The sequence below is a fragment of the Geodermatophilus sp. URMC 62 genome (assembly GCF_052931475.1).
The window spans coordinates 2,894,785-2,918,510 of sequence record NZ_JBRFHY010000001.1; the positions used below are offsets into that span (position 1 = coordinate 2,894,785).

The 23,726-nt window shown below is 75.3% G+C and carries 25 protein-coding genes; 12 read left to right on the forward strand and 13 right to left on the reverse strand.

Features of this window, described 5'->3' with window-relative positions:
* Positions 1–60: 60 nt before the first annotated feature.
* The gene (locus tag ACU616_RS14080; protein WP_446759075.1) at positions 61–1,815 is read right to left on the reverse strand and encodes a class I adenylate-forming enzyme family protein; all 1,755 of its coding nucleotides are present in this window, start codon (positions 1,813–1,815) and stop codon (positions 61–63) included.
* Between the two features lie 232 nt (positions 1,816–2,047).
* On the opposite strand from ACU616_RS14080, the gene ACU616_RS14085 reads away from it, so the two are divergent.
* Both ACU616_RS14085 and ACU616_RS14090 read left to right on the forward strand, forming a co-directional pair.
* The gene (locus ACU616_RS14085) at positions 2,048–3,187 is read left to right on the forward strand and encodes a glycerophosphodiester phosphodiesterase (RefSeq protein ID WP_446759076.1); all 1,140 of its coding nucleotides are present in this window, start codon (positions 2,048–2,050) and stop codon (positions 3,185–3,187) included.
* 105 nt (positions 3,188–3,292) lie between these two features.
* Entirely contained in the window at positions 3,293–4,006 is a 714-nt protein-coding gene (locus tag ACU616_RS14090) for a DsbA family oxidoreductase (RefSeq protein ID WP_446759077.1), read from the forward strand.
* A 63-nt stretch (positions 4,007–4,069) separates the two neighbouring features.
* On the opposite strand, the gene ACU616_RS14095 is transcribed toward ACU616_RS14090, so the two are convergent.
* Both ACU616_RS14095 and ACU616_RS14100 read right to left on the reverse strand, forming a co-directional pair.
* The gene (locus ACU616_RS14095) at positions 4,070–5,641 is read right to left on the reverse strand and encodes a long-chain-fatty-acid--CoA ligase (protein ID WP_446759078.1); all 1,572 of its coding nucleotides are present in this window, start codon (positions 5,639–5,641) and stop codon (positions 4,070–4,072) included.
* Positions 5,642–5,726: 85 nt separating this feature from the next.
* Positions 5,727–6,344, reverse strand: a complete 618-nt coding sequence (locus ACU616_RS14100) for a TetR/AcrR family transcriptional regulator (RefSeq protein WP_446759079.1) — start codon at positions 6,342–6,344, stop codon at positions 5,727–5,729.
* A gap of 107 nt (positions 6,345–6,451) precedes the next feature.
* Between ACU616_RS14100 and ACU616_RS14105 the strand changes: the two genes are divergently transcribed.
* The 3 genes from ACU616_RS14105 to ACU616_RS14115 are packed head-to-tail and all read left to right on the forward strand — an operon-like array spanning position 6,452 to position 9,551.
* Positions 6,452–7,669 carry an acyl-CoA dehydrogenase family protein gene (locus ACU616_RS14105; RefSeq protein WP_446759080.1) on the forward strand — a complete coding sequence of 406 codons (1,218 nt, stop codon included), beginning with the start codon at positions 6,452–6,454 and terminating at the stop codon, positions 7,667–7,669.
* A complete protein-coding gene (locus ACU616_RS14110) occupies positions 7,666–8,658 on the forward strand; it encodes an acyl-CoA dehydrogenase family protein (RefSeq protein ID WP_446759081.1) in 993 nt (330 codons plus the stop codon). Before ACU616_RS14105 ends, ACU616_RS14110 begins: the two co-directional genes overlap by 4 nt.
* The gene (locus ACU616_RS14115; protein WP_446759082.1) at positions 8,655–9,551 is read left to right on the forward strand and encodes an enoyl-CoA hydratase-related protein; all 897 of its coding nucleotides are present in this window, start codon (positions 8,655–8,657) and stop codon (positions 9,549–9,551) included. The genes ACU616_RS14110 and ACU616_RS14115 overlap by 4 nt, the downstream gene beginning before the upstream one ends.
* A 15-nt stretch (positions 9,552–9,566) precedes the next feature.
* Here ACU616_RS14115 and ACU616_RS14120 read toward each other — a convergent pair whose 3' ends face one another.
* Genes ACU616_RS14120 through ACU616_RS14130 form a run of 3 tightly spaced genes read right to left on the reverse strand, consistent with a single transcriptional unit; the run spans position 9,567 to position 10,748 of the window.
* The gene (locus ACU616_RS14120) at positions 9,567–9,968 is read right to left on the reverse strand and encodes a PIN domain-containing protein (RefSeq protein WP_446759083.1); all 402 of its coding nucleotides are present in this window, start codon (positions 9,966–9,968) and stop codon (positions 9,567–9,569) included.
* Positions 9,965–10,210 (reverse strand): AbrB/MazE/SpoVT family DNA-binding domain-containing protein, encoded by a 246-nt coding sequence (locus tag ACU616_RS14125; RefSeq protein ID WP_446759084.1) that lies wholly within the window; start codon positions 10,208–10,210, stop codon positions 9,965–9,967. Before ACU616_RS14125 ends, ACU616_RS14120 begins: the two co-directional genes overlap by 4 nt.
* Before the next feature lie 37 nt (positions 10,211–10,247).
* Complete coding sequence (locus ACU616_RS14130) at positions 10,248–10,748, reverse strand: MarR family winged helix-turn-helix transcriptional regulator (protein ID WP_446759085.1); 501 nt, start codon at positions 10,746–10,748, stop codon at positions 10,248–10,250.
* Positions 10,749–10,832: 84 nt separating this feature from the next.
* Here ACU616_RS14130 and ACU616_RS14135 point away from each other — a divergent pair, with 84 nt between their 5' ends.
* Both ACU616_RS14135 and ACU616_RS14140 read left to right on the forward strand, forming a co-directional pair.
* Positions 10,833–11,396 (forward strand): YceI family protein, encoded by a 564-nt coding sequence (locus ACU616_RS14135; protein ID WP_446759086.1) that lies wholly within the window; start codon positions 10,833–10,835, stop codon positions 11,394–11,396.
* A gap of 131 nt (positions 11,397–11,527) precedes the next feature.
* Positions 11,528–12,298 (forward strand): alpha/beta fold hydrolase, encoded by a 771-nt coding sequence (locus ACU616_RS14140; RefSeq protein WP_446759087.1) that lies wholly within the window; start codon positions 11,528–11,530, stop codon positions 12,296–12,298.
* 10 nt (positions 12,299–12,308) lie between these two features.
* On the opposite strand, the gene ACU616_RS14145 is transcribed toward ACU616_RS14140, so the two are convergent.
* Positions 12,309–12,623: a GNAT family N-acetyltransferase gene (locus tag ACU616_RS14145; protein WP_446759088.1), complete on the reverse strand. Its 315-nt coding sequence runs from the start codon at positions 12,621–12,623 to the stop codon at positions 12,309–12,311.
* Positions 12,602–12,727, reverse strand: coding sequence for a hypothetical protein (locus tag ACU616_RS14150; protein WP_446759089.1), 126 nt, complete (start codon positions 12,725–12,727; stop codon positions 12,602–12,604). Before ACU616_RS14150 ends, ACU616_RS14145 begins: the two co-directional genes overlap by 22 nt.
* Positions 12,728–12,773: 46 nt before the next feature.
* Here ACU616_RS14150 and ACU616_RS14155 point away from each other — a divergent pair, with 46 nt between their 5' ends.
* From ACU616_RS14155 to ACU616_RS14165, 3 genes are all read left to right on the forward strand, one after another.
* The gene (locus ACU616_RS14155) at positions 12,774–13,127 is read left to right on the forward strand and encodes a hypothetical protein (RefSeq protein WP_446759090.1); all 354 of its coding nucleotides are present in this window, start codon (positions 12,774–12,776) and stop codon (positions 13,125–13,127) included.
* Positions 13,128–13,324: 197 nt separating this feature from the next.
* The gene (gene typA, locus ACU616_RS14160) at positions 13,325–15,214 is read left to right on the forward strand and encodes a translational GTPase TypA (RefSeq protein ID WP_446759091.1); all 1,890 of its coding nucleotides are present in this window, start codon (positions 13,325–13,327) and stop codon (positions 15,212–15,214) included.
* 229 nt (positions 15,215–15,443) lie between these two features.
* Entirely contained in the window at positions 15,444–15,941 is a 498-nt protein-coding gene (locus ACU616_RS14165) for a DUF5994 family protein (RefSeq protein WP_446759092.1), read from the forward strand.
* 203 nt (positions 15,942–16,144) lie between these two features.
* Here the strand turns inward: ACU616_RS14165 and ACU616_RS14170 are convergent, their stop codons facing one another.
* From ACU616_RS14170 to ACU616_RS14190, 5 genes are all read right to left on the reverse strand, one after another.
* Complete coding sequence (locus ACU616_RS14170) at positions 16,145–17,161, reverse strand: sulfite exporter TauE/SafE family protein (protein ID WP_446759093.1); 1,017 nt, start codon at positions 17,159–17,161, stop codon at positions 16,145–16,147.
* 264 nt (positions 17,162–17,425) lie between these two features.
* Positions 17,426–18,835 (reverse strand): MFS transporter, encoded by a 1,410-nt coding sequence (locus tag ACU616_RS14175; protein WP_446759094.1) that lies wholly within the window; start codon positions 18,833–18,835, stop codon positions 17,426–17,428.
* A 7-nt stretch (positions 18,836–18,842) separates the two neighbouring features.
* Positions 18,843–19,844: an anion permease gene (locus ACU616_RS14180; RefSeq protein ID WP_446759095.1), complete on the reverse strand. Its 1,002-nt coding sequence runs from the start codon at positions 19,842–19,844 to the stop codon at positions 18,843–18,845.
* Between the two features lie 6 nt (positions 19,845–19,850).
* On the reverse strand, positions 19,851–20,468 hold the full coding sequence (locus tag ACU616_RS14185) for a DUF47 domain-containing protein (RefSeq protein WP_446759096.1): 618 nt from the start codon (positions 20,466–20,468) through the stop codon (positions 19,851–19,853).
* 142 nt (positions 20,469–20,610) lie between these two features.
* On the reverse strand, positions 20,611–21,162 hold the full coding sequence (locus ACU616_RS14190) for a sigma-70 family RNA polymerase sigma factor (RefSeq protein WP_446759097.1): 552 nt from the start codon (positions 21,160–21,162) through the stop codon (positions 20,611–20,613).
* Positions 21,163–21,230: 68 nt separating this feature from the next.
* Between ACU616_RS14190 and ACU616_RS14195 the strand changes: the two genes are divergently transcribed.
* A complete protein-coding gene (locus tag ACU616_RS14195) occupies positions 21,231–21,878 on the forward strand; it encodes a zf-HC2 domain-containing protein (protein ID WP_446759098.1) in 648 nt (215 codons plus the stop codon).
* Complete coding sequence (locus ACU616_RS14200; RefSeq protein ID WP_446759099.1) at positions 21,875–23,674, forward strand: copper resistance CopC/CopD family protein; 1,800 nt, start codon at positions 21,875–21,877, stop codon at positions 23,672–23,674. Before ACU616_RS14195 ends, ACU616_RS14200 begins: the two co-directional genes overlap by 4 nt.
* The last annotated feature ends 52 nt before the right edge of the window (positions 23,675–23,726 follow it).

Sequence of the window (23,726 nt, forward strand, 5' to 3'; positions counted from 1 at the left end):
GACCCTAGCGACCGGGGGCGGTGGGCACCGGCAGGCCGGTGCCCACCGCCCCCGATCGGGTCAGGCGCCGGCGGCCGCCCGCTCGCGGGCGGCCAGCTCCCGCTTGAGCACCTTGCCGGCCGCCGACACCGGGATGGCGTCGATGAAGACGACGTCGCGCAGCCGCTTGTAGTGCGTCACCCGGTCGTTGACCGCGGCCATGACCGACTCGGCGGTCAGCGCCGTCCCGGCGTCGTCGGCCCTGCGGACGACGTAGGCCACCGGCAGCTCCCCGGCGCTCTCGTCGGGCCGGCCGACGACCGCCGCGCCGGCCACGCCGGGCACGCCGAAGAGGACCTCCTCGAGCTCGCGCGGGAAGACGTTGTAGCCCTTGTAGAGCAGCATGTCCTTGGTGCGGTCGACGATCGCCAGGTAGCCGTCCTCGTCGAGGGTGCCGACGTCGCCGGTGTGGAACCAGCCGTCGGCGTCGATGCTCTCCGCCGTGGCCTCGGGCCGGTGCGCGTAGCCGCGCATGACCTGGGGCCCGCGGATGCACACCTCGCCGCGCTCGCCCACGGGCAGCGGGTCGCCGCCGCCGAGCGGGCGGATGCTGATCTCGGTGTCGAACACCGGCACGCCCACCGTGCCGGCCTTGCGGGTGCCCGAGCGGAACGAGGGGTTGCCGGTGGCCTGCATGGTGACCTCGGTCAGCCCGTAGCCCTCGCCGATGACCGCGCCGGGCAGCAGCGCCTGCAGCCGCTCGATCAGGGGCACCGGCAGGGGCGCGGCGCCGCTGGACACCCCGCGCACGGAGGAGAGGTCGGCGTCCTCGATGCCGGGCACCTGCAGCAGCGCCACGAACACCGGCGGCGCGCCGCCGATCGAGGTCACCCGGTGGCGGACGGCGTCCGCCACGTACGTCACCGGGTCGAACCGCATGTGGACGACGGTCGTCGTGCCGCCCATGACCATGCCGTTGAGGTAGCCGATCGCGCCCATGGCGTGGAACCACGGCGTCAGGTTGATCAGCCTGCCCTGGCCCAGGCGGACGGGGTACTCGTCCTCGCCGAGGACCTGGCGGACGGTGACGTCGCCGGCCTCGTCGAGCTCGGGCAGCGAGCCCGACGTCCAGCACGCCGACTGCAGCACGTTGGTGACGACGGCGCGGTGCGGCAGCTCCACGCCCTTGCTCACCCCGGTGGTGCCGCCGGTGTAGGCCAGGTGCGCGAGGTCGGCGGCGGGGTCGACGGCGGCGTCGAGGTGCCGGTCGGTCGGGTCGGCGGCGAGCAGGTCGGCGAGGTCGACGTCGCTGCTCTCCAGGCCCTCGAGCCGGGACGCGAAGTCGAGGGTGTGTGCCTCCCCGGTGACGACGACGGTCCGCACCGGGCTGGCCGCCAGCGCGGTCCGGACGAGCGGCAGGGCCTGGTCCCAGGTGACGAGCACCGTCGCGCCGGCGTCGGTGAGCTGGGCGGCGAGGTCGGCCGCGGGCAGCAGCGGGTTGGTGGGGGAGAAGACGGCGCCGGCCATCACCACGCCGTAGTAGACCGCCGGGTACTGGCGGCAGTTGGGGATGTGCACCGCGACGACGTCGCCGCGGCCGACGCCGTGCTCGGCCAGCCAGTTGGCGACGGCGGCCGCGCGCTGCCCGAGCTCGGTGAAGGTCAGCTCGACGTCGTGGTCGACGAACGCCGTCCGCATTCCCCAGCGGCGCACCGCCGCGCGCAGGATCGACCCCACCGGGACCAGGGGGTACTCCAGCGAGCGCGGCAGCCCGGGCGGCCAGCTGGCGGCGGCCGGGCCCTCCGTGGGGGTGGGTGCGGGCTGCGTGGCGGTCATGCGCGTCCTTCCGTCCGGAACGGTCCCGGACAGCGTGGCTCAGCTCACAGGCCACTGTCGAGCAGGTGGACCGGGTGAGCGACCGGCGCGGCACCCCCGTCGCCGGCCCCCGGACACGCCGGTGGCCGCGGCCTTCAGGGCGCGACGGTCCCGCTCGCGTCCGCGCCGCCGGGCTGGGATGGTCGCCGGGCCGGCGGCGACGGTCGCCGTCCGAGCCCGGGGGAGTGCACCCATGTCCCGTGCCCACCGCCGGACCGCCGTGCTGAGCGCCGCGGTCCTCGCCGTCCCGCTGTTCCTGACCGGCCCGGCCACGGCCGCCCCACCGCCGGAGGTGGACGACGAGACCGGCGCCGGCGAGCTGCTGGTCATCGGCCACCGGGGCGCGTCGGGGTACCGGCCCGAGCACACGCTGGCCTCCTACGAGCTGGCCGCCCGGATGGGCGCGGACTACATCGAGCCCGACGTGGTGAGCACCTCCGACGGCGTGCTGGTCACCCGCCACGAGAACGAGATCTCCGGGACGACCGACGTCGCCGAGCACCCCGAGTTCGCCGACCGGCGGACGACGAAGACGATCGACGGCGTCGAGCTGACCGGCTGGTTCACCGAGGACTTCACCCTCGCCGAGCTGCGGACCCTGCGGGCGGTCGAGCGGCTGCCCGACGTCCGCGAGGAGAACACGCTCTACGACGGGCTCTACCAGGTGCCGACGCTCGACGAGGTGCTCGAGCTGCGCGCGGAGCTCAGCCGCGAGCTGGGCCGCGAGATCGGCGTCTACATCGAGACCAAGCACCCGACGTACTTCGACGGCATCGGGCTGTCGCTGGAGGAGCCGCTGCTGGCCGCGCTCGACGAGGCGGGGCTGGACCAGCGTCGCTCGCCGGTGTTCATCCAGTCGTTCGAGACGACGAACCTGCGCGAGCTCGACCAGGTGGTCGACGTGCCGCTGGTCCAGCTGCTCTCGGCGACCGGTGCGCCCGCCGACCTGGTGGCTGCCGGTGACCCGCGGACCTACGCCGACCTGTCCACCGCCGCGGGGCTGGCCGGCGTCGGGGAGTACGCCGACGGGGTGGGTCCGGAGAAGGCGCAGATCATCCCGCGCGAGGCCGACGGCACCCTCGGGGAGCCGACGTCCTTCGTGGCCGACGCGCACGCCGCGGACCTGCTCGTGCACCCCTACACGTTCCGCAACGAGAACACCTTCCTGCCCACGGAGCTGCAGGAGGGCACGGCGCCCGACGACTACGGCCGGGCCATCGACGAGCAGCTGACGTTCTGGGAGACCGGCATCGACGGGCTGTTCACCGACAACCCCGACACCGGTGTCGTCTCCCGCGACCTGTTCCTGGACGAGGAGCAGGCGGCCGCCTGAGCCCCGGCGACCACGGCGCCGCGACTCCCGATCCGGCCCCGGACGTGGTCCCGGCGCCGTGGCCGTCGGGAAGAGCGGGCGGCCACCGGGGCGTTGGCGTCGCACGTGAAGGTGGAGATCTGGTCCGACGTCGTCTGTCCCTGGTGCCACATCGGCAAGCGCCGCTTCGAGGCCGCCCTGGCCCGCTTCCCGCACCGTGACGCCGTCGAGGTGGAGTGGAAGGCGTTCGAGCTCGACCCGGGTGCGCCCTCGGCCCCCGCCGGCGAGCCGGTGTCGTCCACCGAGTACGCCGAGCGACTGGCGGAGAAGTACGGCACCTCGGTCCCGGCCGCGCAGCAGATGACCGACTCCATGACCCAGCAGGCCGCAGCCGAGGGGCTGGACTTCCGGTTCGACCGCGCGGTGCGCGCGAACACCTTCGCCGCCCACCAGGTGATCCACCTGGCCGCCGAGCGCGGGGTGCAGGACGCGGTGGAGGAGCGGCTGCTGACCGCGTACTTCAGCGAGGGCGAGGCGGTCGGCGACCGCGAGACGCTCGTCCGGCTCGCCGCCGAGGCGGGGCTGGACGCCGACGAGGTGCGCGCGGCGCTGACGGACGAGCGCTACGCGGGCGCGGTCCGGGCCGACGAGGCCGAGGCGCAGGCGCTGGGGATCAGCGGCGTCCCGTTCTTCGTCGTCGACCGGAAGTACGGCGTCAACGGCGCGCAGCCGGCCGACGACCTGCTGCAGGTGCTCGAGCGGGCCTGGGCCGAGCGCACCCCGCTCATCCCGGTGATCAGCGGCGGCGAGGTCTGCGGCCCCGACGGCTGCAGCGTCTGAGAAAGGACCTCCCTGCCCCCGCCCCTCGCAGGCTCGCGGCGGGCCCCTGCAGGGAGGCCGGGGTCACACCACCGGTTCGGCGACCAGGGAGCCGGCCGAGTGCTCCTCGCGCAGCCGGGTCTTGAGCACCTTCCCGCTGGGGTTGCGCGGCAGCGCATCGACGATCGAGTACTCCCGTGGGTTCTTGTAGCGGGCCAGCCGCTCCCGGCACCACGCGGTGAGCTCCTCCGGCGTCGGCGGGTCGGCCAGGTCCCGCGGGGCGACGACGGCCAGCGGCGCCTCCCCGTAGCGCGCGTCCGGGACGCCGATCAGCGCGACTTCGGCCACCTTCGGGTGCGCGGCCAGCACGTCCTCCACCTCGGCGCAGTACACGTTCTCGCCGCCGGTGATGATCATGTCCTTCTTGCGGTCGACGACGTAGTAGTAGCCGTCCTCGTCCTGCCGCACCAGGTCGCCGGAGTGGAACCAGCCGCCGGCGAAGGCCTCCGCCGTCGCCTCGGGCCTGTTCCAGTACTCCTTCATCACCATCGGGCTGCGGTAGACGATCTCGCCCACCTCGCCCCGCGGCACGTCGTTCATCGCCTCGTCGACCACGCGGACCTCGACGTTGAGCATCGGCGTCCCGATCGAGCCGATCTTGCGCACCGAGTCCTCGCCGCGCAGGAAGCAGGTCACCGGGCTGCACTCGGTCTGCCCGAACGCGGTGACCACCTCGGCCTGCGGGAACGTGTCGATCATCGTCCGCAGCAGCGTCGTCGACGCCGGGGCCGCGCCCCAGGAGATCCGCCGCAGCGAGGACAGGTCGCGGTCGGCGATGCCGGGCACGGCGACCACCGCGGCCCACATCGCCGGCACCAGGAAGATGCTGCTCACGCGCTCCCGCTCGATGAGGTCGAGCGTGGCCACCGGGTCGAAGCCGCCGGACCGGAGGATCACGTGGGTGCCGCCGAGCAGCAGCGGCGGCAGGCCGCCGGCCAGGCCGGCGATGTGGAACAGCGGCGCACCCGGCACGCCCACCCGGTCGTCGGGGTTCCAGCCGAGGTGGGTGACCTGGCTGAACACGTGCATGAGCAGGTTGTGGTGGGTGAGCACGGCACCCTTGGGGCGGCCGGTCGTGCCCGAGGTGTACATGATGAACGCGGGGGAGCCCTCGTCGACCTCGACGTCGAGCGGCCCGGCCGACGCCGCGGCGACCGCCTCCTCGAGGTCCCCACCGATGGTGAGCACCGTCTGCAGCCCCGGGGCCTGCTCGCGGGCCTTGCCGGCCACCTCGGCCAGGCCGGCGTCGACGACGAGCGCGGTGGCGCCGGAGTCGGCGAGCACGTAGGCGACCTCGTCGGCGACCAGCCGGAAGTTCACCGGGACGACGACGGCGCCCAGCCGCACACCGGCCAGGTAGGCCTCCCACACCTCCATCGAGTTCAGGCCCAGCACCGCCACGCGGTCGCCCGTGCCGACGCCGCGGTCGGCCAGGACGCGGGCCAGCCGGGTGACCCGCTCGTCGACCTCGGCGTAGGTGCGCCCGCCGCCCTCGAAGCGCAGCGCCCAGGCGTCCGGCGTCCGGCGGGCCCAGCGGGCGAGCTGGTCGGCCGCCGTCATGCCACGGCCCTGCAGGGTGGGGATCGGGGCGCTCACGGGTCCTCCTCGGTCGGGGTGTGACCCGCGTCATGCTGCTGGGCGCCCGAAGCGGCGGTCAACCCTGACCGGACCGGACGCGGTGTCAGCCCGGGGGGAAGAGCATCCGGGTGGCAAGTCGCTTCCACAGCGCCAGGTGCGGGTCCGTGGCCGCCGGGCGGTCGGCGAAGGCGTAGACGCAGGCGACGCCGCGCATGCTGGTGAACAGCAGCTCGCACAGCTCGGCGTACAGCGGCGCGGCGGCGACCTCCGGGCCCCAGATCCCGTCGGCCACCCGGCGGATCGCCGCGCGCAGCCGGCGCTCCTCCACTTGCAGCGCCGTGCGCAGCCCCGGGTCGGTGCGCGCCGCCGTCCACAGCTCCATCGCCGCCCAGAAGGGCGGCTCGTGGAAGGTCGCCCACAGCAGGTCGATGGCGCGGTCGACCCGCTCGGGCCCGGGCGGCTGGTCGGCCATCAGCGCCGCCGCGCGCCGCTCGACCCCGGCCAGCAGCGTCGTCGACAGGTGGGCGGCGGCGGCCACGAGCAGCTCGGCGCGCGAGGGGAAGTGGTGCAGCAGCCGGCCGCGCGACACCCCGGCCCGGGCCTGGACGGCGAGGGTGGAGGCGCCCGCGTAGCCGTCCTCGACCAGGCAGGCGACGGCGGCGTCGAGGATCAGCGCCCGGCTGCCCTCCGATCGGGCCGAGCGCGCGCGGGCAGCGGTCACCCGGCGCAGGGTAGGCGCGACACGCGTCCACCAACAGTCACCGTTGACCGTTCGGGGTGACCGCTGTCACGCTGCGGCGGTCCCGCCGACGACGAGAGGTGCTGCCCGTGGACTTCGACGACACCCCCGACGAGGCGGCCTACCGGGCGCAGGTGCGCGCCGTGCTGCAGGAGCACGACGCCGAGCTGCTGCACGTGCGGCCGGGCGAGTCGGCCGACGCGCGGCTGCGGGAGGCCGAACTGCGCGCCACCCAGCGGGTGCTCGCCGACGCCGGGCTGGTCGGCGTCACCTGGCCGCGGGAGTACGGCGGCCAGGGCGGCACGCTGGTGCAGCAGGCGATCGTGGCCCAGGAGCTGTCCCGCGCCCGGGTGCCCACGCTGATCAACCACATCGGCATCGGCATGTGCGGGCCCACCGTCATCGCGCACGGCAGTGACGACCAGCGCTCCCGCTACCTGGCCCGGCTGCTGCGCGCCGACGACGTGTGGTGCCAGCTGTTCAGCGAGCCGGCGTCGGGCTCGGACCTCGCGGCGCTGCGCACCTCGGCGGTCCGCGACGGCGAGGACTGGGTGGTCAACGGCCAGAAGGTCTGGACGACGCTCGCGCACGTCGCCGACTTCGGCATCCTGCTCACCCGCACCGACCCCGAGAGGCCCAAGCACGCCGGGCTGACGATGTTCGTCGTCGACATGCACGCCCCCGGCGTCACCGTGCGGCCGCTGCGCCAGATGAGCGGGGACGCCGGGTTCAACGAGGTGTTCTTCGACGACGTCCGCATCCCCGACGCCGAGCGGCTCGGCGAGCCCGGCGAGGGCTGGCGGGTGGCGCTGACGACGCTGATGAACGAGCGGGTCGCCATCGGCGGCGCCGGCAGCGACATCGGCCAGTCCGCGGAGGCCCTCGCCGCGCACGCCCGCGACCGGCTGCCCGCCCTCGACCCCGAGCGCCAGCTGCTGGCCCGGCAGGCGGTGGGTCGCGCGCTGGTGGCCTCGCTCGCCACCCGCTACACCGGCTACCGCCGGTTCACCACGCTCTCGCAGGGCGGCGTGCCCGGGCCGGAGGCCAGCGCCGGCAAGCTCGGCGGCACCGCCGCGGCCCGGCTGGTCTCCGACGCCGGCGTCCGGCTGCTCGGCGACGACGCGGTCTACGCGGCCACCGCCGACGGCGACGAGACCTGGCAGAAGGCGGCGGCCTACGTGCCCGGCATCGCCATCGCCGGCGGCACCGACCAGGTGCTGCGCAACATCCTCGGCGAGCGGGTGCTGGGCCTCCCCCCCGAGCCCCGGACCGACAAGACCGCTCCGTTCTCGGGAGGACGCCGGTGAACTTCGACCTCTCCGACGACCAGCGCGCCGCCGCCGCCGGCGCCCGCGAGTTCTACACCGGCTCGGTGCCGCTGTCCGCGGCCCGCGCGGCGCTCGAGGGCGACGGCGCGCCCGCCCCCGGCCGCAAGGCGCTGGCCGACATCGGCTTCCTCGGCATCACCGTGCCCGAGTCGGCCGGGGGAGCGGGCGGCAGCGTGCTCGACCTGGCCGTGGTCGCCGAGCAGGGCGGCGCGGTGCTGGCCGGGCCGTCCCTGGTGACCGCGGCCCGGGCGGCGGTGCTGCTGGAGGGCGCGCCCGACCTCGCCGCGCAGCTCGCCGACGGCTCGGCCGCGATCGCCGTGCTCGACGGGCCGGTCACTGGCTCCGCGCCGTCGGTCGACGCCGCCGACGCCACGCTGTTCCTCGGCCTCGACGACGGCGCGCTCGTCGTGGGCGAGGGCGAGGCGGTGGCCGGCCGGCCGCTGGACGCCACCCGCGGCCTGGCCTCGGTGCGGCTGACCTCCCGGCGGGTGCTGGTCGAGGACGCCGCCGAGCTGTGGGCCCGCGCCCGCGCGGTGGGCGCGGTGGTCATGGCCGCCGAGGACCTCGGCGCGGCCGACCGCGCGGTGCTCATGGGCGTCGACTACGCCCAGCAGCGCGAGGCGTTCGGGCGGGTCATCGGCTCCTACCAGGCGGTCAAGCACATGCTCGTCGACGCCTGGGTGGGCGTGGACCAGCTGCGCTCGCTGGTGTGGTGGGCGGCCTGGGCGGCCGACTCGGCATCCGCGGAGCTGCCGCTGGCCGCCTCCGCCGCGAAGGCCTACGCCGCGGAGGTGTTCGAGCGGGCCGCCGAGACGGTGGTGCAGGTGCACGGCGGGATCGGCTTCACCTGGGAGCACGACGCCCACCTGTACTGGCGCCGCGCCAAGGTCGACCGGCTGCTGCTCGGTGACGCCGCCGAGCACCTCGACGCCGTCGCCCGGCTCGCCGTCGCCGGCGCCCTGGGATGACCCCCGAGCAGCTGCGGTACGAGGTCGCCGACGGCGTCGCCACGATCACCCTGCACCGGCCGGAGAAGCTGAACGCCTGCACTCCCGGAATGGCCGCCGAGCTCGCGTGGGCCGCGGCGGCCGCCGACGCCGACGACGCGGTGCGGGTCGTCGTCGTCACCGGGGCCGGCCGGGCGTTCTGCGCCGGCGCCGACCTGAGCTCGGGGTCCGGCTCCTTCGCCGACCGCGCGCGGCCGGTCCCCACCGACGGCGGGACCCCCGGCCGGGGCAGCATCGACGGCCTCCCGCGGGACTGGGGCGGCGTCGCCGCACTGCCCTTCGCCGCACTGCGCAAGCCGGTGATCGCCGCGGTCAACGGCCCGGCGGTCGGCATCGGCGCGACGATGACCCTGCCGATGGACGTGCGGATCGCCGCGGAGTCGGCCCGCTTCGGGTTCGTCTTCACCCGTCGCGGCATCGTGCCGGAGGCCGCGTCCTCGTGGTTCCTGCCGCGGGTGGTCGGCATCAGCCAGGCGGTGGAGTGGGTGGCCACCGGGCGGGTGTTCGACGCCGCCGAGGCGCTGCGCGGGCGGCTGGTGTCGCGGGTGGTGCCCGACGCCGAGCTGCTGCCCACCGCGTACGCGCTGGCCCGCGAGATCGCCGACAACACCTCGGGGGTCGCCGTCGCCGCCGCCCGGCAGATGCTGTGGTCGATGCTCGGCGCGGCCTCGCCGTGGGACGCCCACCGGCTGGAGACGCGGGCGCTGCTCGAGCTCTATGCCGGCCCGGACGTCGCCGAGGGCGTGGCCGCCTTCCTCGGCAAGCGGGCGCCGGAGTTCACCGCCCCGCTCGGCGACGGCGAGGTCGCCGGTGTGCCGCACTGGCCGCACCCCCCGGACGACGTGGCGCCCTGACGCGGCAGGGTCGGCTCAGCCGAGCAGCCGGTGCGCCGCGCCGACGGACCGGTACGTCGCTGCCGCCCGGGCGTCCAGCGAGACGAGTTCGGCTCCGTGGTGCCGTGCGGTCACGGCGATGAGGGCGTCGTGGGCCGCGCCGCCGGAGATCCCCTGGCTGGCCAGCAGGTGCATCAGGCGGCCGACCTCCCCGGCCGGGAGGGTCAGCGGCGTCCCGGTGGCGACGTGCTGCAGGAACTCCGCCGCGAGGTCCGGCCGGACCCGGTGCGGCGGGGGGAGCCGGGTGGGCACCGAGCAGGTCTCGACCAGGCAGTGCGCCACCAGCCGGACGTCGGGCAGGACCTCCCGGGCCACGGCGTGGGACTCGTGCCAGGACGCGCAGGCGGCGACCAGGACGCTCGTGTCGGCGGCGGTCACCGACGGGTGTGCTCGAGCGCCTCGCGCACCTGCTCGGCGGTGAGCGGGGGCAGGTCCGCCTCGGGCACGGCGCGGGCACCACCGTCGGAGATCTCCAGTCGCATGGCCACCGGTGCCGGCTCGATCTCCAGCCGCCCGTCCCTGACCCGGACGGAGACCTCGTCGCCGGCCCGCAACCCCAGGGCGTCGCGCAGCGCCTCGGGGACGACGAGCCGCCCGGCGCCGTCGATGGTGGTGCGCATGGCAGAGGACTACCACCGCTGGTGCCACGGGCGTCCCTCAGTCGGGGTCGAGGTGGCGCAGCAGCGTCTCGCCGATGTCGCGCACCGCGGCGACCTGCTCGGGGGAGAGCTGGTCGAACAGGTGGGTGCGCACCCCCTCGACGTGCACCGGCGCGGCGGCCTCCAGCGCGGTGAACCCGTCGTCGGTGAGGACGGCGAGCAGGCCGCGGCCGTCCTCGGCGCACTCCTGCCGGCGCACCCAGCCCCGCTCCTCGAGCCGCGAGACGGCGTGGGAGAGCCGGCTGCGGGAGGACAGGCAGCGGTCGGCGAGCTCGCTCATCCGCATCTGCCGGCCCGGCGTCTCCGACAGCTGGACGAGGATCTCGTAGTAGGCGTGCGGGATGCCGGTCGCCCGGGTGAGCTCGCGCTCGAGCCGGTCGTGCAGCAGCTGGGTGCTGTAGAGCCAGGCCCGCCAGGCCCGCTGCTCCTCGGCGTCGAGCCAGCGCGTCCCGCCGGCGGACAGGCCCGCGCCGCCGGCGGGCGACACCTCCGTCGTCATGTCCCCAGGGTACTAGCGGAATAGATGAGCCCTCAACTAAGCTGTGTGCGCAGAAGGTCAAACGCTCAACCACCTGGAGTCCCCATGACCAGCAGCACCGCCGTCCAGATCCCCGGCTACCTCGCCGGCACCTGGGACATCGACGCCGCCCACTCGACCGTCGGCTTCTCCGTCCGGCACATGATGGTCAGCAAGGTCCGCGGCTACTTCACGCGCTTCTCCGGCGAGATCGTCACCGCCGCGGACCCGGCGCAGTCGTCGGTCACCGCGACCATCGACATGGACTCGATCGACACCCGCCAGGAGCAGCGCGACGCGCACATCCGCTCGGCGGACTTCTTCGACGTCGGCAACCACACCGTGATGACCTTCCGCTCCACCGGCGTCGTGGCCGACGGTGACGACTGGACCGTCGAGGGCGACCTGACCATCAAGGGCATCACCAAGCCGGTCACCCTGGCCCTCGAGCTCAACGGCTTCGGCCCGGACGCCTACGGCGGCACCCGCGCCGGCTTCAGCGCCAAGACCTCCATCTCCCGCAAGGCCTACGGCGTCGACATCGACATGCCGATGGACGGCGGCGGCGTGGTCGTCGGCGACAAGATCGACGTCGAGCTCGAGATCGAGGCCGTGCTCCGCACCGCCTGAGGAAGGACCCCCTGCCCCCCACCGCTCGCACGCTCGCGGCGGGACCCTGCAGGGGGCCGACCCAGGGCCCCGGACGCGCACCGCGTCCGGGGCCCTGTCGCGTCCGGGGGCGTGCGGTCAGGCTGTCGGGGGTGAGCATCCCCCTGGCCACGACCGTCGAGGGGCAGGGGCCGCCCTTGCTCCTCGTGCACGGCCTCGCCGAGGACCGGTCGTTCTGGGATCCACTGGTCCCGACGCTGGCCGGGTCCGCCACCGTCGTCCGCGTGGACCTGCGGGGCCACGGCGACTCACCCGACGGCGACGGCTACGGGCTCGCGGACATGGCCGACGACGTCCAGGCCGCCTGGGCCGCGACCGGGCTGCAGGGTCTCCCGCTGGTGGTGGGGCACAGCCTGGGCGGGCTGGTCACCTGCGTCCACGCCGGGCGGCACCGCACCCGCGGGCTCGTCCTCGTGGACCTGCCGCTGACCCTCGCCCGCATGCGGGAGAGCGTGCGGACGGCCGTCGCGATGGTCGAGCAGATCGGCTTCGACGCCGTCATGGCGGCGGTGTTCGAGTGGGGCCGCGGCGCCATGGACGACGAGACGGCGGCCGCCCTCGCCTCGCGCCGCCGGTTCCGGCAGGACGTCGTCCTGGCGACCTGGGCGCTCCACCTCGAGGGGACGCCGGAGTCGCTGACCGCGCTCGCCGAGGACATCGCCGCGGGGATGACCGTGCCTGTGCTCGCGCTCCACGGCCGCGACCCGGGACCGGAGTACGCCGCCTGGCTGGCCGACCGGGTGCCCACCGCGACCCTCGAGGTCTGGACCGACGAGCGGGGCCGTCCCCTGGGCCACCACCTGCACCTCGTGGCGCCCGAGCGCTTCCTCGCGCGGCTGCGGGAGTTCGCCGCGACCTGCTGACGAGGAACCGCTACGGCGCCGCCAGGCCGAGCAGCGGGAACAGCACGTGGTCCTGCCGGCGGCCGGCGATGCGCGGACAGCCCGGCGCCGGGCCGAACCGGGTGGACCCGGTGCGCTCGAGCACCCGCCGCGAGGCGGCGTCGTGCACGAGGGTGGCCGCCTCGACCCGGTGCGGGCCGAGCTCGCCGAACGCCGTCGCCACCATCTCCCGGACGGCGGCGCTCGCCCGGCCGCGGCCGTCGGCGGCCGAGCGGACCCAGTAGCCGAGGCGGCACGACGGGAACGCCCCGCGGGCGACGGTGCTCAGGGCGATCCACCCGACCACCTGTGCCCCTGCGGCTCCCACGGCGCGAGGAACTCCCGGTCCGCACGGGTGATCTCCAGCAGCACCGGGGCGTCGGCGGGTTCCCGGAGGCGGGTGGCGGTCACCGCCGCACCCTCGCAGGGCCCGCGCGGATCCGGGGACACTGGGGGCATGACGACGTCCACGCTGACCCGTGCCCGCACCCGGCTGTCCTCCGCCGCCCTCGTCGCCGTCGGGCTGGCGGCCGGCTTCGGCGTCGCGCAGGGCACCGGCATCCGCGCCCTGGGCGGTGCGGTGTTCCTCGCCGGCGGGCTGGGCGCGGGCTGGCTGTGGGTGCAGCGTCGCGGCTGGGCGGTCGCGCTCGGGCTGGGCGCCCTCTACGTCGGCGCGTTCGTCCTCGCGCACGTGCTCGCCCTCGGCGTCGGCCTGTCGGCCTGGCTGGCGGTGGGCCTGGTGACGCTGGCCGCCGCCGGCGTGAGCTACGCGGTGGCCGACCGGCCGCGGCCCGGGGAACTCACCCGCTGACCACCCCGGCGGCCGGCCCGGGCCCGTGAGCCTGCTCACGGATCGCCGCTGTCACGGGTGGTCGGGTCTCCGTCGCGGCGGGGGAGGAGCCGCTGAGCGCCTAGCATGGGAAGGTCGCCGGGCCGGCGGCCGTTACTCGTGATGCCGCGTGCGCGCACTGCCGCGGCGTCCCCGAACTCCCCGAGGTGCCCTCCCGCATGCCCACCCGCGACGACCTGCGCAACGTGGCGATCATCGCCCACGTCGACCACGGCAAGACCACCCTGGTCGACGCCCTCCTCCGCCAGGCGGGCGCCCTCGGGCGCGCCAAGGGCGAGGGGACGGACAACGACTCCACGCAGGACCGCGTCATGGACTCGATGGACCTCGAGCGTGAGCGCGGCATCACCATCCTCGCGAAGAACACCGCCATCCGGCTGGCCGACGAGGACGGCAACCCGGTGACGGTCAACATCGTCGACACCCCCGGCCACGCCGACTTCGGCGGCGAGGTCGAGCGCGGGCTGTCGATGGTCGACGGCGTCGTCCTGCTCGTCGACGCCTCCGAGGGCCCGCTGCCGCAGACCCGCTTCGTGCTGCGCAAGGCGCTGGGCAAGGGGATGCCGGTCATCCTCGTGGTCAACAAGACCGACCGCTCCGACGCGCGCATCGCCGAGGTCGTCGACGAGACCTACGAGCTGTTCATGGAGCTGCTCGAGGACAACGGCCTGGACACCGACGCGCTCGAGTTCCCGATCGTCTACAGCAACGGCAAGACCGGGCAGGCCTCGCTCACCCGGCCGGCCGACGGCACCAGCCCCGACAGCCCCGACCTCGGCCCGCTGGTGAAGACGCTGCTGGACACCATCCCGGCGCCGACCTACGACGCCGAGGAGCCGCTGCGTGCGCAGGTCACCAACCTCGACGCCTCGCCCTACCTCGGCCGGCTGGCGCTGCTGCGCATCCACTCCGGCACGATGAAGAACGGCCAGCAGGTCGCCTGGTGCAAGACCGACGGCTCGATCGCGCGGGTGAAGATCACCGAGCTGCTGGTCACCGAGGGCCTCAGCCGAACGCCGGCCGACAGCGCCGGCCCCGGCGACCTGGTCGCCATCGCCGGCATCGAGGACATCATGATCGGCGACACCCTCGCCGACCCGAACGACCCGCGCCCGCTGCCGCCGCTGACCGTCGACGAGCCGTCGATCTCGATCACCATCGGCATCAACACCGCGCCGCTCTCCGGCCGTTCGGGCAAGAAGCTCACCGCCCGGCTGATCAAGAACCGCCTCGACCAGGAGCTGGTCGGCAACGTCTCGGTGCGCATGCTGCCCACCGAGCGCCCCGACACCTGGGAGATGCAGGGCCGCGGCGAGCTGGCGCTGGCCATCCTCGTCGAGCAGCTGCGCCGCGAGGAGTTCGAGCTGACCGTCGGCCGCCCGCAGGTGGTCACCAAGGAGATCGACGGCAAGCTGCACGAGCCGGTCGAGCGGGTCACCATCGACACACCCGGCGAGTACGTCGGCACGCTCACCCAGGCGCTGGCCTCCCGCCGCGGCCGCATGGAGAACCTGGTGCACCACGACACCGGCTGGGCGCGGATGGAGTACGTCGTCCCCTCGCGCGGCCTCATCGGGTTCCGCACCGAGTTCCTCACCGAGACCCGCGGCACCGGCGTCCTCAACCACAACCTCGAGGGCTACGAGCCGTGGCTGGGCGACATGCGCGCCCGCCCGACCGGCTCGCTGGTGGCCGACCGGCAGGGCGTGGCGACGTCATACGCGATGTTCTCGCTGCAGGAGCGCGGCTCGATGATGGTCGCCCCGGGCACCGAGGTGTACGAGGGCATGATCGTGGGCGAGAACTCCCGGCCCGACGACATGGACGTCAACATCACCAAGGAGAAGAAGCTCACCAACATGCGGTCCTCGACCGCGGAGGAGCTCGAGCGCCTGGTGCCGCCGCGGATCCTCAACCTCGAGCAGGCGCTGGAGTTCTGCGCCGAGGACGAGTGCGTCGAGGTGACGCCGGCCGCCGTCCGGGTGCGCAAGGTGATCCTCGACCAGAACGAGCGCGGCAAGGCCAAGAACCGCAAGCCCAGGGCCTGAACCGCAGCCTCCCGAGGCCCCCGACCGCGGCTGCGGTCGGGGGCCTCGGCGCGTTCCCGGGACCGACCCCCGCGGCGCCGTCACCGGGCCGTGACGGCTGGTGATGACGGGCCGGGGAGCGGCGACAGGCCCGGGCGGTACGCGCGGGGGCGCGCCGGGCCGCCGACCTACGGTCGAGGCGCGGACCCGGACGCGGGCCCGCGGTGCAACGAGCGGGAGGCTGACGCTGATGACGACGACCCGGGTGGTGCGGAGCCCCGAGGGCTTCCGCGGTGGCATCGACGTCCGAGTGAGCCTGCGCGCCGACGTCGGGTCGGGCGAGAACCCCTTCGACGGCGCGTGGTTCCCGCGCAGCCGGGACCTGGCCGTCGAGCTGCCCGAGCTCGTGGCGGCGCTGGACCGGCGCGGCCTGCGCATCGAGCGCTTCACCTATCCGCTCGGCCCGTGGCTCCCGGCGCCGCGCAAGGTCGTCGTCGACGACCGGATCGTGCGCACCGGCGGCTTCAGCAGCATGGACCCCGGCGTGGTCTGCCTGAGCTGGGCGGGGGGCAACCGGCGCGCCGACCTGCTCGTCGTCCCGCCGGAGACCGACGTCATCACCGGTGTCCGCGCGTTGCGCCTGTGCACGCGGCGCGGGCTGCCCCGCTCGCCGCAGATGGTCATGGCCGCCGCGCGGTCCCAGCCGCTGCCCCAGGTGCCCGACCTGCCGGCGACCCGGGCGGTCTGAGGGGCTCCCCGGCACCCCTCGCCACTCCGCGGCACTCCGCGCGATGATCAGGTGACCTGATCGTGCGGTGTCCTCCCTCACGTTCCACGGTGAGGGAGGACGCTCGATGATCAGGTCACCTGATCATCGCCTCGCCCCGGGACGGCAGGAGGCCCCGTCCGGCAGCTGCCGGACGGGGCCTCCTGTGTCGTGCGGGGTCCGCCTCAGTCGCGCGGGTCGGCGGGACGGCCGGCCGGCAGGCTGCGCTCCAGGTCCGCGGCGTCGGCGGCGTCGGCCGGCGGGACCGGGTGCTCGTCGGCGTCCGCCTCGGCCAGCCGGGCGGCCTCGGCGGCCAGGGCGTCGGCCGACTCCTGCGCGCGGTCCTTGCGGTACTGGCGGTAGGAGTGGACGACGGCGGCGGCCCAGATCGCGTAGATCACCGCGTAGACGGCGTAGCGCACCGGGTCGGAGGCGTCGATCCAGTCGCTCTTGAGCAGCGTGCGGGTGTTCGTCAGCACGATGACCCCGCCGACCAGGGAGCCCAGCAGCCGCGGCGGCACGTGCCGGACCAGCCAGGCGGCGAGCGGGGCCGCGACCAGGCCACCGGCCAGCAGGCCGAGCGCCCACAGCCAGTTGACGCCCTGCGTGCCGAGGGCGAGGAGGAAGCCCACGCTGGCCGCCAGGGCGACGAGGAACTCGGAGGTGTCGATCGAGCCGATGACCTTGCGGGGCTCCATCCGGCCGCTGGCCAGCAGCGCCGGCGTGCCGACCGGGCCCCAGCCGCCACCGCCGGTGGCGTCGACGAAGCCGGCGACCAGGCCGAGGGGGGCCAGGAAGCGCTTGCGCACCGGCTTGCCGAGGTTGCGCCGGTCGATGCCGCGCAGCGTGAAGCGGACCAGCAGGTAGGTCCCGAGCGCGAGCAGGATCAACGACATCACCGGGGCGGCGACCTCGGTGGACAGGCTCGAGAGCACGTTGGCGCCGATGAAGGCACCGACCGCGCCCGGGATGCCGACCTTGGCGACGACCTTCCAGTCGACGTTGCCGAACCGCCAGTGCGCGGCGCCCGACATCAGGGTGGTGCCGATCTCGGCGAAGTGGACGGTGGCGGAGGCGGCGGCGGGGTTGGTGCCGAAGGCCAGCAGCAGCGTCGTCGAGGTGACGCCGTAGGCCATGCCGAGGCTGCCGTCCACGAGCTGCGCGCCGAGGCCGGCGACCGCGAGCAGGACGAGGGTCTTCACGGGTGGGGCTCCTGGTCTTCAGGGAGGTGGCGGGCCGCGGGCGCGCGGGAGGGCGCGACTCGTCGCGGGACGTGCGTGCTGGGCAGCGGCGCCGGGACGGCGCGGGACGTCAGCGCCGCGGACAGGCGGCCGTGCAGACGCGCAGCAGGTCGACGTGGATCCGCCCCACCAGGAGCACCGCCGTTCCCGCCACGGGTCCTATGTCTACCAGATCGATCGACAATTGCCGACCCGGGGCCGGGAGGTCCCGGTCACCCCGCCGGGTCACCCGGTCAGGACGTCGCGGCGGATGGTGGCCCACGACACCAGCCCGCCCAGGGTGAAGAGCCCGGCGCAGACCAGCAGGGCCGCCCGGAAGCCGCCGGTGAACGCGGCGGGGTCGGTGTAGTCGTCGCCCGAGAGCCCCACCGCCACCGGCAGCGCGGCGACGACGAGCAGCTGCGCGGCCCGCGCGACGGCGTTGTTCACCCCGCTGGCGACCCCGGTCATCGACTCGGGGGCCGCGGCCAGCACGGTCGCGGTCAGCGGCGCCACGGTCAGCGCCATGCCCAGCCCCTGCAGCAGCGACCCGGGCAGCACCTCGACGGCGTAGGGCGCGGTGCCGTCCACCCCGGCCAGCCACAGCGTGCCGGCCGCCGCCACCAGCGGTCCGACGGTCATGGGCAGCCGGAGCCCGGTCCGCGCGGCCAGCGCCCCGGCCCGCGACGACAGCAGCGTGATCAGCAGGATGGAGGGCAGGACGGCGGCGCCGGCCGCGGTCGCCCCGTAGCCCAGCACCGTCTGCAGCTGCAGGACGAGGAACAGCGACAGCCCGCCCACCGCGGCGTAGACGGCGAAGGTGGCCAGGTTCGCGCCGGTGAACTGCCGGGACGCGAACAGCCGCGGCGGCAGCACGGGCTCGGCCACCCGGCGCTCGCGCACGACGAACGCCGTCCCCGCCGCGAGGGCGGCCGCCACGGGCGGTCCGACGGCGAGGGTGGAGGCACGCTCCCCGGCGGTGATCAGCGCGTAGGTCAGGCAGCCGAGGGCCGCGGCGGCCAGCGCGGCGCCGGCGACGTCGAAGCGCCCGTGCCGGCCGCCGCCGCGGCTCTCGGGCACGTGCCGCCCGGCGACGGCGAGCACGACGACGGCCACCGGCACGTTGAGCAGGAAGACCAGTCGCCAGCTCCCGGCGTCCACGAGCACGCCACCGAGCAGCGGCCCGGCCAGACCGGCGATGCCGCCGAGCGCCGACCACAGGCCGATGGCCCGGGCGCGGTCGGCCGGCCGGAACGAGGACTGCACCAGCGCGAGGCTGCCCGGCGCGAGCAGCGCCCCGCCGACGCCCTGCAGCACGCGCGCGGCGACCAGCTGCGCGGTGCCCGGGGCCAGGCCGCACAGCAGCGAGGCGCCGGCGAACCAGCCGACACCGACCAGGAACACCCTCCGGCGACCCAGCCGGTCGCCCAGCGAGCCCCCGAGCAGGACCAGCGAGGACAGCGCCAGGGTGTAGCCGGTGACCGTCCACTGCAGGCCGGCCAGGCCGGCGTTCAGGTCCGCGCCGATGGCCGGCAGGGCCACGGTGACGGCGGTGGCGTCGAGGAAGGCCATCCCCGAGGCGAGCACCGTGGCCAGCAGCAGCCACCGCCCCCGCGCCGTCCCCAGCTCGACCGGCGCGGACGCCGGGCCGGTCACCCGCGGCTCAGGAGACGACGAGGTGGGTGAGGTAGTAGGCCAGCGCGGCCACCGCGCCGGCGGCCGGCAGGGTCACGACCCAGGCGACGACGATGTTGCCGGCCACGCCCCAGCGCACCGCCGACAGCCGCCGGGTGGACCCGACGCCCATGATCGACGTCGTCGTGATGTGCGTGGTCGAGACCGGGACGGCGAACACCGTCGCGGTGGTGACCATGACGCCCGAGGCCACGGTCTGCGCGGCGAACCCGCCGGCCGGGGTGAGCTGGATGATGCGCCGGCCCAGCGTGCGCATGATCCGGAACCCGCCCGCGTAGGTGCCCGCGCTGATCGCGCCGGCTGCCGCCAGCACCACCCACAGCGGCACCTCGAAGCTGTCGATCTCCCCGGCGGTGAACAGTGCCAGCGTGATGATGCCCATCGTCTTCTGGGCGTCCTGCAGGCCGTGGCCGAGCGCCATCGTCGCGGAGCTGACGATCTGGGCGTAGCGGAAGCCGCGGTTGGCGCGGGTCACGTTGGCCCGCCGGAACGTCCACAGGATCAGCAGCATGAACAGGTAGCCCAGGCCGAAGCCGACCAGCGGCGAGAGCACCATCGGGATGACGACCTTGTCGAGGATCCCCATCCACTGCACCGAGTGGACCGCCGCCAACGCCGCGCCGACGAGCCCGCCGATGAGCGCGTGCGAGGACGACGAGGGCAGTCCGAAGTACCAGGTGATCAGGTTCCACACGATCGCCCCGATCAGCGCGGCGAAGACGATCTCCAGCCCGCCCGACCCCTCCGGGGGGTCGATGATCCCGGCGCCGACGGTCTTGGCCACCTCGGTGGACAGCAGCGCGCCCACCAGGTTCATCACCGCCGCCAGGGCCAGCGCGATCCGCGGGGTCAGCGCCTTGGTGGAGACGGCGACGGCGATCGCGTTCGCCGCGTCGTGGAAGCCGTTGGTGTAGTCGAAGGCCAGCGCGACGACGATGATGGCGACGAGCGCGAGGAAGACCGCGTCCATCGCCGGTCAGGACTCCTTGACCGTGATCGTCTCGACGACGTTGGCCACGTGCTCGAAGGCGTCGGCGGCCTCCTCGAGCTGGTCGGCCACCTCCTTGAGCTTGAGGATCTCCAGCGCGTCAAACTCGCCGCTGTAGAGGCGGGAGAGCAGCCGACGGTAGAGCTTGTCGGCCTCGTTCTCGATGCGGTTGACCTCGATCCAGTACTCGGAGAGGTCCTTCATCGTGCGCAGCCGCGGCATGGCCTCGGCGGTGGTCTGCGCGGCCCGCTGCAGCAGCGCCGTCTGCTGGCTCATCTCCGCCGGCAGCGTGCCCAGGCCGGTGAGGACGACCAGGTCGGCGGCGGCCTCCACGAAGTCCATGACGTCGTCGAGGTCGCTGGCCAGCTTGTAGATGTCCTCGCGGTCGAACGGCGTCACGAAGCTGGAGTTCAGCTGCCGGAAGATGGCGTGCGTCGACTGGTCGCCGGCGTGCTCGAGCTCGCGCAGCCGCGCGGCGAGCTCCTCCCGGCGGGCGTGGTCGTGGATGAAGTCGCTCAGGACGTCGGTGGCGGCCACCAGGTTCTCCGCCGAGGCGGTGAACAGCGGGTAGAAGCTCTGGTCCTTGGGCGTGAGGCTGAAGGGCACGCGTGGCTCCGGTCATACGTCGGGACGGCGTCGGGTCAGGCGGACCGGCCGACGACCGCCGGGGAGCCTATGTGGGCCCGTGCGGCCCCGCCCGGCCGGTGCCCGCCGTTCACCTGTTGTTCAGACGCCGTCGGGTGCCCGTTCACCGGGCCCGGCGGGCGTCGTCCTCCTGATGGGTGACGGCCTCGACCAGGTCGGCCCGCGCGCGGGCCACCCGGGAGCGGATCGTGCCGACCGGGCAGCCGGCCACCTCCGCCGCCTCGGCGTAGGGCAGGCCGAGCAGCTGCGTCAGGACGAAGGCCTCGCGGCGCTCGGGGTCCAGGCGGGCCAGCAGGTCGGTGACGGCGGCGCTCTCGCTCACTCGGTCGGCGCCGTCCGCGGGGCCGAGTGCCTCCAGCTCGGCGTCGTCGCGGACGAGGGTCAGCCGCCGCCGGCGTCGGGACCGCAGGGCGTCGGCGCACACCCGCCGGGCGATCGCCAGCAGCCACGTCCGCAGCGAGGAGCGGCCCTCGAAGCGGTGCAGGGAGGCGAACGCGCGCGCGTAGGTCTCCTGGGTGAGGTCATCGGCCGACTCCCGGTCGCCGAGCGCCGCGCACAGCCGCCAGACGTCGGACTGGGTGGCCCGGACGAAGGTGGCGGCGGCCAGCGGGTCGCCCTCGACGGCGGCCGCGGCGGCGCGCTCCAGCTCGTCCACGTCTCTCCTCCGCCGCACGAGTCGGACCGGTCGGGAACCGGGCGGCCCTCCGCGACGACTACTGCTGCATGCAGTGTGCACCGTTCCGCGAGGCCGCCTCGGCACGACTCGACGGCGAGCCGCTGGGCATGTCCGCCGTCGATCTCGACCGGCACCTGGCCGCCTGCCCCGACTGCACCGGCTGGGTGCGGGCGGCCGGGCAGGTCACCCGTCGGGCCCGGCTGGCCCCGGCGCCTCCGGTGCCCGACCTCACCGCCGCCGTCCTCGCGGCCCTGCCGCAGTCGCTGCCCGGGGCGGCCGCCGCCGCCCGCACGCGTCTGGTGCTGTCCGCGCTGCGGCTGGCGCTGCTCGCCGCGGGCGTCGGCCAGGCCGGGCTGGCCTGGCCGGCCCTGGCCAGCGGGAGCGCGGCGATGAGCGCGCCGGTGCACATGGCGCACGAGACGGGGGCCTGGAACCTCGCCGTCGCCGCCGCGTTCGTCGCCGTCGCGGCCCTGCCGCGGCTGGCCGCCGGCGCCCTGCCGCTGCTCGCGACCTTCACCGTGCTGCTCACCGTCACGACCGTGCGCGACCTGCAGGCCGGGCACGTGCACGCCGACCGGGCCACCGCGCACCTGCTGCTCCTGGCCGGAGCGGTGCTGGTCGCCGTCGTCGCCTGGCGGCAGCGCCCGCGCCGCGGACCGGCCGGGGTGCCGGTCGGGGAGCGGGTGCCCGCGTGAGTGCGCCCGTCCTGCGCCGGCGCCCGGCGCTGCTGCTGCTCGCGCTGCTCGTCGGCTGGCTGGGGCTCGGCGTCGTCACCGCCGGGCCGGCCGCCGCGCACGCTGAGCTGGCCTCCACCGACCCGGGGGAGGGCGCCCGCCTCGACGCGGCGCCCGGCGCGGTGACCCTGCGCTTCTCCGAGGGCGTCTCCCTCGGCGCCGGCTACGCCCGCGTGCTCGGCGAGGACGGCGAGCGCGTCGACACCGGCGCGCCGTCGGTCGACGGCGACACGGTCACCGTCCCGCTGCGCGACGGCCTGCCCGACGCCAGCTACGTCGTCACCTACCGGATCGTCTCGGCCGACTCGCACCCGGTGAGCGGGGCCTACGCCTTCGTCGTCGGCGACGGCGAGCTGGCCGACGCCGCCGCGGTGGCCGACGACCCCGACGTCGACCCGTTCGTGGCGGCGGCGCTCCCGGCCGCGCGGACCCTCGGCTTCGCCGGGCTGGCCGCCGGCCTCGGCGTCCCGGCGTTCCTGGTGCTGTGCTGGCCGGCCGGCTGGGCCTCGCCGCGGGTGCGCCGGCTGACCACCGCCGGCCTGCTCGCCGTGGCCGTCGGCGCCGTGCTCACCTTCCTGTTCCAGGGCCCCTACGCGGCCGGTTCCGGGCCGGGCTCGGTGCTCGACCCGGCGCTGCTGGCCACCACGGCCTCCTCGGCGTTCGGCCTGACCACGCTCGGCCGGGCGGCGCTGGCGTCGCTGCTGGCCGCCCTGCTCGTGCCGCTGTGGCGGCGCGCCGCCGGCCCTCAGCCGCAGGAGACCGCCGGCCTGGCCGTGCTCGCCGGCGGCGTGGTCCTCACCACCGCCGCCGTGGGGCACCCGGTCGCCGGGTCGCTCCCGGTGGCCGCCACCGCGGTCGCGGCCGTGCACGTCGCGGCGATGGCGCTGTGGCTGGGCGGGCTGGCCGTGCTGCTGGCCGGCCTGCTCCGGCCCGGCGCGGAGGCCGCCGAGCTGGCCGGCGCGCTGCCGCGGTGGTCGCGGGTCGCCTCGGGCTCGGTGGCCGCGCTGGTGGTCACCGGCGTCGTCCAGTCGGTGCGCGAGGTCGGCTCGCCGACGGCGCTGGTGTCGACGACCTACGGCTGGGTGCTGCTGGCCAAGCTCGCCCTGGTGCTACTGCTCCTGGCCGCCGCCGGGGTGTCGCGGGTGTGGGTGCAGCAGCACCTCGGCCTCGCCCGGCCGCGGCCCGGCGGGCGCCGCCGGGTCACCGCGCACGCGTTCGCCGCCGCCGTCGCCGGAGCCGGCGCGGAGGAGACCGTGGCCACCGCGGCGCGCGAGCGGGCGGCCGCGCAGGCCCGCGGCGCGGTCGAGGACGTCGCGCCGCTGCGCCGCTCGGTGCTGGTCGAGGCCGCCGTCGCCGCGGTCGTGCTGGCGCTCTCCGCCGTCCTGGTCGGTACGCCGCCGGCCCGCTCCGCGGTCGCCGAGCCGGTCGACGTCACGCTGCCCCTGCAGTCGGCGGCCGGCGGGACCGGCAGCGTGCAGGTGTCGGTCGACCCGGCCGGCCCCGGCGCCAACACCCTGCACCTCTACCTGTTCGACGACGCCGGGCAGCTCGACCAGCCCGCCGACCTGCGCGTGACGCTCACCGAGCGCGAGCAGGAGATCGGCCCGCTCGACGTCGACCTCGAACCCGCCGGACCGGGTCACTGGGTGGCCGACGGGATGAGCATCCCGGGCGCCGGCACCTGGACCCTCGCGGTGAGCGTCCGCCTCGACGAGTTCACCGCGGCCACCGCCAGCACCGCCTTCCCGGTGCGCTGAGAGCTCGCGCACCGCGCGCGAGCGAGTGAGTGAGTGAGTGAGTGAGTGAGTG

What these genes read in the sequence shown, in the direction of transcription:
- ACU616_RS14180 (WP_446759095.1), bottom strand. Translation starts at nt 19,844, where the DNA reads ATGGACGCGGTCTTCCTCGCGCTCGTCGCCATCATCGTCGTCGCGCTG.
- ACU616_RS14125 (WP_446759084.1), bottom strand. Translation starts at nt 10,210, where the DNA reads ATGCGCACCACCATCGACGGCGCCGGGCGGCTCGTCGTCCCCGAGGCG.
- ACU616_RS14165 (WP_446759092.1), top strand. Translation starts at nt 15,444, where the DNA reads ATGACGACGACCCGGGTGGTGCGGAGCCCCGAGGGCTTCCGCGGTGGC.
- ACU616_RS14135 (WP_446759086.1), top strand. Translation starts at nt 10,833, where the DNA reads ATGACCAGCAGCACCGCCGTCCAGATCCCCGGCTACCTCGCCGGCACC.
- ACU616_RS14080 (WP_446759075.1), bottom strand. Translation starts at nt 1,815, where the DNA reads ATGACCGCCACGCAGCCCGCACCCACCCCCACGGAGGGCCCGGCCGCC.
- ACU616_RS14155 (WP_446759090.1), top strand. Translation starts at nt 12,774, where the DNA reads ATGACGACGTCCACGCTGACCCGTGCCCGCACCCGGCTGTCCTCCGCC.
- ACU616_RS14195 (WP_446759098.1), top strand. Translation starts at nt 21,231, where the DNA reads ATGCAGTGTGCACCGTTCCGCGAGGCCGCCTCGGCACGACTCGACGGC.
- ACU616_RS14130 (WP_446759085.1), bottom strand. Translation starts at nt 10,748, where the DNA reads ATGACGACGGAGGTGTCGCCCGCCGGCGGCGCGGGCCTGTCCGCCGGC.
- ACU616_RS14115 (WP_446759082.1), top strand. Translation starts at nt 8,655, where the DNA reads ATGACCCCCGAGCAGCTGCGGTACGAGGTCGCCGACGGCGTCGCCACG.
- typA (WP_446759091.1), top strand. Translation starts at nt 13,325, where the DNA reads ATGCCCACCCGCGACGACCTGCGCAACGTGGCGATCATCGCCCACGTC.
- ACU616_RS14085 (WP_446759076.1), top strand. Translation starts at nt 2,048, where the DNA reads ATGTCCCGTGCCCACCGCCGGACCGCCGTGCTGAGCGCCGCGGTCCTC.